General features: G+C 66.6%; 10 protein-coding genes. All 10 read right to left on the reverse strand.

Annotation, left to right across the window (positions count from 1 at the left end; all coding sequences use genetic code 11):
* Positions 1–869 (reverse strand): HAMP domain-containing protein (locus EV691_RS16510; protein WP_131837556.1); only part of this gene is annotated, 869 nt, incomplete at its 3' end.
* A gap of 37 nt (positions 870–906) precedes the next feature.
* Positions 907–1,968: a protein-glutamate methylesterase/protein-glutamine glutaminase gene (locus tag EV691_RS16515; RefSeq protein WP_131298482.1), complete on the reverse strand. Its 1,062-nt coding sequence runs from the start codon at positions 1,966–1,968 to the stop codon at positions 907–909.
* A gap of 103 nt (positions 1,969–2,071) precedes the next feature.
* Complete coding sequence (locus tag EV691_RS16520; protein WP_131298532.1) at positions 2,072–2,920, reverse strand: CheR family methyltransferase; 849 nt, start codon at positions 2,918–2,920, stop codon at positions 2,072–2,074.
* Positions 2,921–2,940: 20 nt separating this feature from the next.
* Positions 2,941–4,650 (reverse strand): methyl-accepting chemotaxis protein, encoded by a 1,710-nt coding sequence (locus EV691_RS16525; protein ID WP_131298483.1) that lies wholly within the window; start codon positions 4,648–4,650, stop codon positions 2,941–2,943.
* Positions 4,651–4,712: 62 nt separating this feature from the next.
* Positions 4,713–6,503 (reverse strand): methyl-accepting chemotaxis protein, encoded by a 1,791-nt coding sequence (locus EV691_RS16530; RefSeq protein ID WP_278250231.1) that lies wholly within the window; start codon positions 6,501–6,503, stop codon positions 4,713–4,715.
* Between the two features lie 56 nt (positions 6,504–6,559).
* Positions 6,560–8,188: a methyl-accepting chemotaxis protein gene (locus EV691_RS16535; RefSeq protein ID WP_131298484.1), complete on the reverse strand. Its 1,629-nt coding sequence runs from the start codon at positions 8,186–8,188 to the stop codon at positions 6,560–6,562.
* Between the two features lie 167 nt (positions 8,189–8,355).
* Positions 8,356–8,856: a chemotaxis protein CheW gene (locus tag EV691_RS16540; RefSeq protein ID WP_131298485.1), complete on the reverse strand. Its 501-nt coding sequence runs from the start codon at positions 8,854–8,856 to the stop codon at positions 8,356–8,358.
* Positions 8,853–10,985 (reverse strand): chemotaxis protein CheA, encoded by a 2,133-nt coding sequence (gene cheA / locus EV691_RS16545; RefSeq protein ID WP_131298486.1) that lies wholly within the window; start codon positions 10,983–10,985, stop codon positions 8,853–8,855. Before cheA ends, EV691_RS16540 begins: the two co-directional genes overlap by 4 nt.
* A gap of 243 nt (positions 10,986–11,228) precedes the next feature.
* A complete protein-coding gene (motB, locus tag EV691_RS16550) occupies positions 11,229–12,161 on the reverse strand; it encodes a flagellar motor protein MotB (protein WP_131298487.1) in 933 nt (310 codons plus the stop codon).
* Positions 12,158–13,033, reverse strand: a complete 876-nt coding sequence (gene motA, locus EV691_RS16555) for a flagellar motor stator protein MotA (protein WP_131298488.1) — start codon at positions 13,031–13,033, stop codon at positions 12,158–12,160. Before motA ends, motB begins: the two co-directional genes overlap by 4 nt.
* Positions 13,034–13,042: the final 9 nt, after the last annotated feature.

Raw genomic sequence — 13,042 nt, forward strand, 5'->3', positions numbered from 1 at the left:
CCGGCGATCTGTTGCGCGCCGACCAGGATCGAGCCGCTGCCGGCGCGCACGCTGCCGACGATCCGCACCAGGCTGTCCTGCATCTCGCGCAGCGCACCCAGCAACTGGCCGATCTCGTTGCCCGAGGTCACCGGGATCGGCTGCGACAGGTCCGCCCGCGCCAGGCGCTGCACATGTTCCGCCGCCTCGCCCACCGGGCGGACCACCAAGCCCATCAGCATCGCCCGCAGGCCCAGCAGCAGCAGCAGGGCAACGGCCAGGGAAACGCCTCCGATGATGGCGAAAGCAGTGAGGTTGGCGCGATAGTCGGCTAGCTGCTGCGCGCCATGGGCTTCGAGGTAGGTCGTGCCGGCGGCCAGGTCCTTGCTGATCTGCGGCCCGCGCTTGAACATCATGTCCTCTTCGAGCCGGTTGTAGGTTATGGCGTCGCTCTTCGCCCAGGCCTGCAACTGCTGATCGAGAGCATCCAGCGCCTCGGCCAGACTCGCCGCTGCCTTTTCAAGCAGCTTGCGCCCGTCCTCCTTGGCGAGCGGAGGCATGGCCTGGAAGTCCGCCAGAATCTTGCCGGCTTCGGTGATCAGCTCCTGGAGTTCGGCCTGCTGCTTCTGCTGATCCATGGCACCGACCAGCCCGACAAGGCTCATCCTGCCGTAGGCCTCCAGGCGCGCGAAGGCTTTCAGACGCAGCATGTCGGCCTGTTGCAGAAGATCGACTCGGTTGGCGGTCTGGGTCCGGTCTTCGAGCGCCTGATCGCCTATATGGGTGCCCCCGTAGCCCAAACCGGCAACGATGGCCAACAACAACGCGAAACAGCCAAGGGTGGTGGTAACGACCACCCTGATGCTCAGATTGCGCAAGAAACCCAGCATGCAACTCTCCTCGAAAACTACCGGAACAACCCGAAGGTCAGACTCGCTGCGCCCGTCCGGAGGCAGCCACCTGCTTGAGAATCCGCTCGGCCATGTGCTCGAGCGCTACCACGTCGCATGCCCCGCCGAGGGCGATACCCTCGCGCGGCATGCCGAACACGACGCAACTGGCCTCGTCCTGGGCAAAGGTGAAGGCGCCGGCCTGGCGCATCTCCAGGAGCCCGCGCGCACCGTCCTTGCCCATCCCGGTGAGCAGCACGCCGATGGCGTTGCGTCCGGCGTTTTCCGCCGCGGAGCGGAACAGCACATCCACCGACGGGCGATGGCGGTTGACCGGCTCGCCGTCGTCCAGCCGCGCGACGTAGTTGGCGCCGCTGCGCGCCAGCTTGAGGTGGGCGGTTCCCGGCGCGATGTAGGCGTGCCCGGGCAGAATGCGCTCGCCGTCCTCGGCCTCCTTGACGGCGATGTTGCACAGGCGGTCCAAACGCTCGGCGAAGGAGCGGGTGAAGCCGCCCGGCATGTGCTGGGCGATGAGAACGGCCGGACTGTTGGCCGGCAGCGGCTCGAGCACGGCGCGGATGGCCTCGGTGCCGCCGGTGGAGGCGCCGATGATCACCAGCTTTTCACTGGAGATGAGCGGCGCCTGCAACGCCTTCGGCCGCGGGGCCGTACTCGAGGGTGCCTGGCGCGGGCGTGAGCGGGCGGCGGCGCGGATCTTCTCGGCGATCAGCTCGCTGTAGTCGAGCATGCCGTGGCGGATGCCCATCTGCGGCTTGGCGATGAAGTCCAGGGCGCCCAGCTCCAGGGCACGCAGGGTGACTTCCGACCCGGCCTGGGTCAGGGACGAAACCATCAGCACCGGCATGGGCCGCAGGCGCATCAGCCGCTCGAGAAAATCGAGACCGTCCATGCGCGGCATCTCGACGTCGAGGGTCAGTACATCGGGGGTGTGCAGCTTGATCAGGTCGCGGGCGACCAGGGGGTCGGCAGCGACGGCCACCACTTCCATGTCCGGTTGCGAATTGATGATTTCGCTCAAGAGGTCGCGTATCAGCGCCGAATCGTCGACGCACAATACGCGGATCTTGGGACTGCCCATGACGGATCTCCTTTTCAAAGGCCCAGCCCGTCGCCGGCCAGCCCGGCAACGGACTGGGCCGGCCGTTCGGCCTGCATGTTTTCGGTATATCGGTTGATTGGCGTCAAACTTTAGGCTTGTGCGCGAGGGTGTAGACGGTGTGCCCGCGCAGCTTGAAGTCGTCGCAGAGGTAGGTGAAGTTTTCCGAATGGCCGGTGAACAGCAGGCCATCGTCCTTGAGGTAGGAAACGAAGCGCTTGAGGATGCGCGTCTGACTCGGCTTGTCGAAGTAGATCATGATGTTCCGGCAGAAGATCGCATCGAACGGACCGTTCAGGTCCCAGCGCGGCGCGTGCAGGTTGAGTTGCCGGAAGTCGATCATGTTCATCAGTTCCGGGCGTACCCGGGCCAGCCCCTCCCGCCCGCCGCTGCCCTTGAGGAAGAAGCGCTTGACGCGCTGCTCGTCGAGCTCGAGGACCTGCTTGAGCGGATACACCCCGGTCCGCGCCTTGGCCAGCGCGTCGCTGTCGATGTCGCTGGCGACGATCCGCGCCTGGCTGGCCTGCTGTGGACCCAGCGCCTCCATCAGGGTCATGGCGATCGAGTACGGCTCCTCGCCGGTGGAGGCCGCGGCGCACCAGATCCGCACCGGCTCGCGGCGGCCGGCCACATGCTCGGCGAGCAGCGGGAAATGGTGCGACTCGCGGAAGAAGGCCGTCAGGTTGGTGGTCAGCGCATTGGTGAAGGCTTCCCACTCCCGTGCCGCAGGCTGCCGGGCCAGGCGCTCCAGATACTCCGAGAAGTGACTGATGCCATGCAGCCGCAGGCGCTTGGCCAGGCGGCCGTAGACCATCTCGCGCTTGTTGGCGGCCAGCACGATGCCGGCACGCTGATAGATCAACTGGCAGATGCGCTCGAAATCGGCATCGGTCAGCAGCAGATCGCGCCCCAGCGGATCGCCCAGGGAGAGCAAGTCGGGGTTTTGTGGAAGGCTCAAGATCTTTCCCGCTCCCGGTTCCTGGCATCCCATCGCGTGCCCTGATGCTCTGCGCCGTCCCGCCCGCCGCCTGCCGACGGCCGCAGGGAAAGCACTCCGCCACTGGAGAGCGAATCGCTCCCGGCTACCCGAAACACGGAAATCGCACGCTGCACCTCGGTCGCCTGGAGCTCCAGGTAGGCGGCCTGCTGCGCCACCGACTCCACCAGGCGAACGTTGTGCTGGGTCACCTCGTCCATCTGCGCGACAGCCTGGCTGGCCTGGCCGATGCCGCTGTTCTGCTCGGCGGAGGCGGAGGCGATCTCCTCCATGATGTCGTTAACCCGGGCGACCGCGGCCACCACGCCCTCGATGGTCTGTTCGGCATGCCGCACCAGATGCTCGCCCTCGGTGATCTGCCGCGACGAATTGTCGATCAGGCTGCGGATTTCCCTGGCGGCTGCCGCCGAGCGGCTGGCGAGGTTGCGCACCTCGCCGGCCACCACCGCGAAGCCGCGGCCCTGCTCGCCGGCGCGCGCCGCCTCCACCGAGGCGTTCAGCGCCAGGATGTTGGTCTGGAAGGCGATCGAGTCGATCACGTTGATGATTTCGGTCATCTTCTGCGAGGTGGTGGTGATCGTTCCCATGGTATTCACCATCTGCCCCATCACCTGGCCGCTCTCGCGCACGGCCCCCGTGGCCTCCTGGGCCAGCAGGCTGGCCTGGCGGGCGTTGGCGGAATTCTGCTCCACGGTAGCGGTGAGCTGCTCCATGCCGGCGGCGGTCTGCTGCAGGGAGGCCGCCTGCTGTTCGGTACGGGCATGCAGCTCCAGGTTGTCCCTGGCGATCGTCTGGGCGGAACTGGTGAAGGTGTCGATGCTGCCGTTCACATCTGCCGAGATGCTCACCAGACTCTTGCGCATGGTTTCCAGCATCCGGGTCATCTGGCCCATCTCGCCGCTGCCGTAGTCGGGCATGCGCACCATGAGATTGCCGGCAGCCAGCTGGGCGATGAAGGCGATGGAGGACTGCAGCGGGCGATCCAGGGTGCGGACGGTCGAGCGCGCCAGCACGATCAGCCAGATCATCCCCAGGGCGACCAGTCCCAGCTGAATCTGCAGCAGCAGCTCGGCCAGCGCCTTGTCCCCGCTCTGCAGGCCGAAATAGCCGAGCATGCCACTGGTCAGCAGCAGCATCCCGCCGGTCGAGACGATCAGCTCCAGCTGCATGGACAGGGAGCCCAGCTGCAGGCGCTCGAGAAAACCACGCCAGCCACGCCGCACCACGGTCCCGCGTATCAGCCCGAGATGCTTGCCGCGTCCTTCGCGGATGCTCCGGTAGGCCCGCTCGGCGGTTTCGATTTCCTTGCGCGAAGCTCTGGTACGCACCGAGGTATAGCCGACCAGCTGCTCGCCCTCGTAATAGGGCGTGGCATTGGCGCGCACCCAGTAATGGTCGCCGTTCTTGCGGCGATTCTTGACGATGCCGTTCCAGCCCATGCCCTTGCGGACGGTTTCCCACAGGTTGGCAAAGGCCACGGGTGGCATGTCCGGATGCCGGACGAGATTGTGCGGAGCCCCCATCAGCTCCTCATAGGTGAACCCGCTGACCTTGATGAATGCGGGATTGGCATAGGTGATCCGCCCCTCGAGGTCCGTCCGCGAAATCAGGAAGTCGTCCTCCTGCAGTTCGTACTCGCGCTGGGTAACGGGCCGATTGTTGCGCATGGAATGTTCCTTCGTATCACGAAGTGGTGGACGGTCCGTTGCCGCCCACTCATCGGTTGCGTTCAGAACGTCTGCCAGTCATCACCGGCCTCCGAAGAGGTCCGGCCGTGCCGCAAGGCGACCGGCAGCTCCCGCTGCGTCAATTCACGCGCGGCATTCTCGTATTGGCGTTGCGCCCAGGAGGCATCGAATTCCCGGGCTGGGGAAAGGTCCGTCTCACAGGCCGTGTCGATGAGAAATCCGTCCACTGCCTCGCGCAGGCGACGGGCCTCGCCGACCAGTTCGTCCGCCGCCTGGTTGGTTTCCTTGACCAGATTGGCGTTCTGCTGGGTCACGGCATCCATCTCCAGCACCGCCTTGTCGACCAGGGCGATGCCATTGCTCTGCTCGCGGGACGCGGCCGAGATCTCGTCCATGATGTCGGCGACCTTCTGCACCGACTCGACGATCTCCTGCATGGCGCCGCCGGCCTGGGCGACCAGCTTGCTGCCGGCATCGACCTGATCGACCGAGGCGGTGATCAGGTCGCGGATTTCCTTCGAGGCCTGTGCGCTGCGGCTGGCCAGGTTGCGCACCTCGCCGGCCACCACCGCGAATCCGCGGCCCTGCTCGCCGGCACGCGCCGCCTCCACCGAGGCGTTCAGCGCCAGGATGTTGGTCTGGAAGGCGATCGAGTCGATCAGCCTGATGATCTCCGCCACCTTGTGCGAGCTGTCGCTGATCCCGCCCATGGTGCTGACCACCTCGGCGACCAGGGCGCCGCCGCGCCTGGCCACCTCGGCGGCACTGTCGGCCAGGGCGTTGGCCTGCTGGGCGTTGTCGGCGTTCTGGCTGACCGTGGAGGTCAGCTGCTCCATGCTCGAGGCGGTGTCCTCCAGCGAGGCGGACTGCTGCACCGTGCGGGTCGAGAGGCTGCGGCTGCCCTCGGCGATCGCCTGGGCTCCTTCGTGGATCAGGCGGCTGCTCTGGCGCACGGTACCGACGGTCTGCGCCAGACGCCCCTGGATATTGGCCAGGCCGGCGAACAGCTTGCCGATCTCGTTGGTGCTGTGCACTGCGATGCGGCCAGCCAGATCGCCGGCGGCGATCTGCTCGCAGTGCTCCACCACCCGCTGCAGCGGACGGAGCACGTTGACGGTGACGCCCCACAGCACGACGACGACGGTCAGCACGGAGACGAACAGGGCCGCGTAGATGGTCCATTCGATCGCCGTCTCGACCCAGACGAACTCGCTCTGCGGGATGGGCCGGTCGCCGGCCAGCGCCTGGCCCAGCTTCTCCAGATCGTGCAGGAAAGGCATGCCGTCCATCCTGACGGCGTTGCCGTGATGGGCCGCGAGCGCCGGATTGCGCTTGACCAGCTCCTGCACCTGCGGGCGCAGACCGTTGTCGAGCAGACTGGCGAAGCGCTTGCGCAGCGCCTGTACCTGCCCGGCATGCCCGGCGACCTGCGGCAGGGCGACAAAACGCTCCAGCTCGGTCTGCAGGCCGTTCAGCCCCTCTTCCAGAGCTGCCTTGTCCACCCGATAGGTCGGCGTCGCCATGGCCGCGTCATTGCCGGGCGGCACGGCGGCGCTCGCCTGCTCGCGCTGCACGGCCTGACCCAGCCGGCTCTGCTCGTCGGCCAGCCGCTGGAGCAGCTCCTGCAGGCGGAGGGCGATGCCCTGCAAGGCGACGATCTGCCGGAGATCCTCCTGCTGCTGACGGTTGAACTCGACCAGCTGGCGCTGATTGTGCTCGGCATGGTGGACCGCGTAGAGACCCAGCGCGCCCAGGCCCGCCACCACCGCGCTGAAAAACGTCAGAACCAGCATCCAGCTGAGGCGTACCGTCATGTTGTCCAGTAGTTTCAACTCGTTCTTCCTTCGCGGTCTGCCCGCTGCAAGTGTTTGATCCCGACGCTTCCCGCTCAGCCCCAGGCCTGCATCGTCTCATCGTGGCGATGACGCCTGTCGCCGGCCGGCGCCTTGCCGCGGGCCTCGCCCTGCCGGCCGTCGATGACGAAGCGCACCACGTGCCGGTTGAGCTGGACGCTCTGGCGGGTCAGGCGCTGTGCGGCCTGGGCACTGTCTTGGACCATGCCGGCATTGCGCTGGGTCATCTGGTCCATCTGCGCCACGGCCAGATTGACCTGCTCGATACCGTTGCTCTGCTCGGCGGAAGCCGAGGAAATCTCGCCGATGAGCGTGTCGAGCTGGGTGATGTCGGTGACCATGTTGCGGATGAGTTCGCCGGTCTGGCGCACCTGCCGGTTGCCTGCCTGTACCTGGGTGCCGGCCCCGTCGATCAGCCCCTTGATCTCGCGCGCCGCTTCGGCGCTGCGGCTGGCGAGATTGCGCACCTCGCCGGCCACCACCGCGAAGCCGCGGCCCTGCTCGCCGGCGCGCGCCGCCTCCACCGAGGCGTTCAGCGCCAGGATGTTGGTCTGGAAGGCGATCGAGTCGATGGTGTCGACGATCCCGGACATGCGGTTGGCACTGACCTGGATGGCCGCCATGATCTCCACCACCGAGTCCATGGCCACACCGCCCTTGTGCGCGCTCTGCGCGCAGTTCCCCGCCAGACTGCTGGCCCGGCCGGCATGCTCGGCGTTCTGGCGAACGGTGGCGGTCAGTTGTTCCATGGTCGAGGCCGTTTCGGCCAGGGCCGCCGCCTGCTGCTCGGTCCGCGCGGCCAGCTCGGCATTGCCGGCGCCGATCGCCTCGGCCTCGGCCTCGATCTGGCGGGCGCTGTCGCCGATGTCGCCGATGATCCTGGCGAGCGCCTCGCGCATGCGGTTCATGCTGGCCAGCACGCTGTCGCTGTCGCCGCCTCGCAATACCGGCATCCTGCTGAGATCGCCGTCGGCGATATGGCTCACGACCTGGACGGCATAGCGCGGATCGCCGCCGAGACTGCGCATCAGATCGCGGATGACCCAGCCCATCAGCAGCGAGACCGCAGCGCCGGCGAGCAGCAGGCCGAACACCGACTGGGTCAGGCGCTGGATGAACATCTGGTTGATGTCGGCGATGTAGATACCGCTTCCCACGTACCAGCCCCAGGGCTCGAAGCTACGGATCAGCGAGCGCTTGCTCTCCAACTCGCCGGTGCCGCCGTGACGCCAGCGGTAGTCGAAAAACGCATGGCCCTGCCCTCGGTCTGCCGCCCCGGCGAACTCGACGAACAGGTTGCGCCCGTCGGCATCCTTGAACTCCGCCAGCGAGCTGCCCGTCTCGAGGGTCGGATGGGTGATGTTGCGCGAGTCGCCATCGAACACGAAGAAATATCCGCGCCCATCGTCATAGCGCATGCTCTTGACCAGCCCGGCCGCACGGGCCTGGCCCTCCTCGCGGCTCATGACGCCGCGCTCGACCTGCGCGGCGACATCCCCCAGCACCGAAAGCGCGATCTCGACCTGGCTCTCGACCTTGGCGCTGCGCTCGTCGAACATCATGCCGCGCATGATCCAGACCGCCAGGAACATCAGCGCCAACATCGCCAGCCAGGCCGCGGCCAGGGTGCCCCAGAGCTTCTGACTCGTCGTCGGATTGCCCATTCATCTCTCCTTGTGCTGTTTTCTTATGATTATCGAGTTCCGAGATGCTGCCGCCGGCCCCACCGCCAGGGGGCCTTTTCCACTCTATCGGCAAGCGGCAGCCGGACTTGAGACGAGGCCGGCATCGAGCCGCGCGGGTGGCGCTGCGAACCTGGGGAGGCCGCACGTCAGGCCATGGTCTTCTCCACCAGGGCCATTTCCTCGCTGGTCAGCAGCTTGTCGATGTCGACCAGCACCAGCATGCGCTCGCCGATGCTCGCCAGCCCGCTGAGATAGTCGGAGGACAGCGACAGGCTGAACTCGGGCGCCGGCTTGATCTGCTCGGGCGGCAGGCTGATCACATCCGAGACCCCGTCGACCACCACGCCGACGACGCGCCCTTCGACGTTGACCACGATGACCACCGTCTGCCCGCCGTACTCGACGCGCTCGAGGTGGAACTTGATGCGCAGGTCGACGATGGGCACGATCACCCCGCGCAGGTTGGTCACCCCCTTGATGAAGTCCGGGGTGTTGGCGATCCGCGTGACGTTCTCGTAGCTGCGGATTTCCTGGGCCTTGAGGATGTCGATGGCGTATTCCTCGCTGCCCAGCGAGAAGACCAGGAATTCGCGGGTATGGGTGTCGGCGATGACCGCCGCCAGATCGGCGTGCTTGAGGGAAGTCATGACAGCATCAGCTCCTGTTCGATGGCGGCCGCACGTTCCTGACGGGCGGCGCTCTGTCTGCGGTTGAGGCGTTGCAAATCGGCGATGTCGAGAATCAGCGACACGCTGCCATCGCCGAGAATGGTCGCGGCGGAGACGCCCGGCACCTTGCGGTAATTGGTTTCCAGGTTCTTCACCACCACCTGCTGCTGGCCGACCAGTTCGTCCACCAGCAGGGCGCAGCGGGTGCCCTCGCCCTGGACGATCACGGCGATGCATTCGCTCGGCCGGGTGCGCGCGCCGGGAATGCCGAAGACCTGGTGCAGCGGCAGCAGCGGCAGGTACTCGTCGCGCACCTTGAGCAGCTGGTCGGTGCCGGCCATCGCATAAATGTCCTCGCTGCGCGGCTGCAGCGACTCGATCACGGCATTCAGCGGCAGGATAAAGATCTCCTCGCCGGCGCGGATCGACATGCCGTCGAGGATCGCCAGGGTCAGCGGCAGCACGATGCGGGTGGTGGTGCCCTGGCCCTGACGCGAGAGGATCTGCACGTGTCCGCCGAGCGACTGGATGTTGCGCTTGACCACATCCATGCCGACGCCGCGCCCGGAAACGTCGCTGACCACCTCGGCGGTAGAGAAACCGGGAGCGAAGATCAACTGCCAGACCTCGTCATCGCTCATGCTGTCGGAAACCGCCAGGCCGTTGCTGCGCGCCTTGGCCAGCAGCCTGTCGCGGTTGAGCCCGGCGCCGTCGTCGATGACGTCGATCAGGATATTGCCGCCCTGATGCTGCGCCGACAGGGTCAGCCGCCCGGTGCGCGGCTTGCCGGCGGCCTCGCGCACCTCGGGCGACTCGATGCCGTGGTCGAGGCTGTTGCGCACCAAGTGGTTCAGCGGATCGACGATGCGCTCCACCAGGCTCTTGTCCAGCTCGGTGGACTTGCCCACGGTGACCAGCTCGACCTCCTTGCCCAGCTTGGCCGCCAGGTCGTGCACCTGGCGCGGGAAACGGCTGAACACGAAATCCATCGGCACCATGCGGATGGACATCACCGCTTCCTGCAGGTCGCGGGCATTGCGCTGCAGGAGGGCGATGCCGTTGACCAGCTCGCTGTGCGTGGCGCCGTCCAGCCGGCCGAGCATCTGGTCGAGCATCGACTGGGTGATTACCAGCTCGCCCACCAGGTTGATGATCTGGTCGACCTTGGCCACCGGCACGCGCAGGCTGGTGGATTCGCCATTGCCATTGGCCGGCGGTTTGCCGGAGGCCGCCGGGCCCGGCTGCGGGGCCGCGGCAGCAGAAGCCTGGACCGCTGCAGCCGGGGTCTTTTTCGCCTCGACAGGCGGGGAAAGCTCGCCCGCCGCGGGCTCGACCTGCGAAGAACCGGCCTCGGTGGATTCGCCAGCCTCCTTCGCCTGCAGCGCCTGCGGAACCGTGGCGAGCACCTGGATCTCCAGCTGTTCGGGCTCGACCACGAAGCAGAGCACGGCCTCGATGTCGTCGGCACTCTCGCCGGTGGCCAGCTCCACCTCGTAGCGCTGGACGTCGCCGCCTTGGGCGAGGATGCCGCCGAAATGCCCGAGCTCCCCGATCAACAGCTCGCGGTCCTTCTCGGCGACGCCGAGCAGCACCACGCGCAGGCGCTCCGCCCCCTCCCCGCCCGCCGGCGCCCCAGCCGCCTCGGGCTCGGGCGACGGCGCCGGTTCGACGGCAGGGATCGGAGCCGGGGCCTGCACGGCCACCTCCGCGCCCTGCCCGCCGAGTTCCTCCAGGGCCATCTGCTGCAGGGTTTGACAGATACGCGCGAATGCCTCGGGGTCAGGTTCGCTGCCGTTGCGGTAGGCGGCTAGCTGGTCTTGCAGCATGTCCTTGGTTTCCAGGAAGGTGTCGACGATATCGCGCCGCAGCCTCAGCTCGCCGCGGCGCAGGTGGTCGAGGATGTTCTCGAAGATGTGGGTGGTCCGTTGCAGGACGTCGAAGCCGAAGGTGCCGGCGCCGCCCTTGATGGAGTGGGCGGCGCGGAAGATGGCGTTGAGCTGCTCGGGATCGGGGGACTCGATGTCCAGCTCGAGCAGATGACGCTCCATATCTTCCAGCAGTTCTGCGGCCTCCTCGAAGAAGGTGTCGTAGAAATCGGTGATATCCATGCAAGCACCGTGGCAGTGGTTGGTTAGGGTCTGTTGAGGTTCTGGCGTGAGCCGCGTTGCCGCGCCAAATGCCGCCAGGCAAGGCGCGGGACGCCGCATGGCAGCATTTGCCGCGCAACCCGAAGGGACGGGGCCCGTCTGGCGCAGCACGGCGTCTCTCGTCGTTCATTTGGAATGACCAAACTTCTCTCCTCGTTCCTTGTTCTGCGCCAGACGGGCCCTACGCCAAAACGTCAACAGACCCTAAGGCCGGGCCTCTCGCCCGTCGGAGCCGTGGGCGGCATCCGGCGCCACGACATCGGCGGGCTTTTCGGTTGCGGGCGCCGTCGGCAGAGGGCCGTACTCCCGCTGGTCGAAAATCGCATCGGCGATGCGGCTGTCGAGGACGATCACGGCGATGCGCCGGTTGGCGGCATCGTTCGGTCCGGCCCCCTGGAAAGGAATGCGGTCGGACATCCCCGAGGCGCGCAGCAGCTTTTCGGAGGCCAGTCCGCCGTTGACCAGCTCGCGCCGGGAAGCATTGGCACGCTCGGCGGACAGCTCCCAGTTGCTGTATCCCGCCTCGCCGCCGGCGTAGGGACGGCTGTCGGTATGCCCGGTGATCTGGATGCGGTTGGGCAGCTCGTTGAGCATCGGCGCAAGGGTGCGCAACAGGGTGCTCATGTAGGGGGCGACCCGGGCACTGCCGATCTCGAACATGGGCCGCTGCTCGGTATCCACGAGCTGGATGCGCAGCCCTTCGGGCGTGAGGTCGATCAGGATCTGCTCCTTGAGTTCCTTGAGGATCGGGTCGACCGTCAATGCCGACTTGATGCGCCTTTCCAGCTGCTGCAGGCGTGCGCGCTCCTGCTCGTCGATCCGTCGCGACTCCAGTTGCGGGTCGATGCGAAAGTGCTCGCCCTCGGCGAAGTTCGGATCGGGACCGCCGCCGGGGATGACGTTCCTGCTGGCTCCCTCGCGATCGCCGCCCATCAGCGCCACCACGAGCGGGGTACGGAAATACTCGGCGACCGCGGCCTTCTGGGCCTGACCGGCGTTGGCGAGCGTCCAGAGCACCAGAAACAGGGCCATCAGCGCCGTCATGAAATCGGCGAAGGCGATCTTCCAGGCACCGCCATGATGACCATGGGCGGCCTTCTTCTTGCGCCGGATGATGATGACGGGGCGGTCATTCATGCCGCGTCGGCTCCGGAGCTCTTGCTGTTGCGCACATGCTCCTCGAGTTCGGCGGCGCTGGGACGCTCGGCGCTATGCAGCGCCTTGCGACCGAACTCCACGGCCAGCTGCGGGGCGTAGCCGTTGAGGCTGGCGAGCAGGGTGACGCGCATGCACTGCAGCATCTTCACCGCCTCGCCCACCTGGCGGTCGACGCGGCTGGCCACTGGAGCGACCATCCCGTATGCCAGCAGGATGCCCAGGAAGGTGCCCACCAGGGCATGGGCAATCATCTGCCCCATCTCGTCCGGACCGGCATCCGCCATGCTCAGCGCCTTGACCACCCCCATGACGGCGGCCACGATGCCGAAGGCCGGCAACGCGTCGCTGACCTTGTTCATGGCATCGACCGGCAGATGCGCCTCGTGCTCGAACTCCTCGATTTCGTGGACCATCAATTCATCGAGCTCATGGGGCGAGGTGTTGCCGCTGACCATCAGCCGCAGGTAATCGGTGAGAAAACCGATGATCATCGGATCCTGCACAACCTTGGGATAGGGAGCGAACAGCGCGCTGTCGCCCGGGCTGTCGATGTCCTTCTCGATGGCCATCATGCCCTCGCGCCGGGTCTTGCTCAGCAGGTTGAACAGCAATGCCATCAGCTCCATGTAGAGCGCCTTGTCGTAGCCGCTGGCACGCTTGAGACGCGAAAAGCTTCCCAGCGTGGCCTTGATGGTCTTGCCGTTGTTGGCAGCGATGAAGGCCCCCAGACCAGCCCCGCCGATGATGAGCAGCTCGAAGGGCTGGAACAGCGGCCCCAGGCTGCCACCGGACAGCGCATAGCCGCCGAATACCGAGAGCATGACAACGATGAGTCCTAGAGCGATCAGCACAGGCGCGTC

It is taken from the genome of Azotobacter chroococcum, from assembly GCF_004339665.1.
In the GTDB taxonomy this organism is placed as follows: Bacteria; Pseudomonadota; Gammaproteobacteria; order Pseudomonadales; family Pseudomonadaceae; genus Azotobacter; species Azotobacter chroococcum.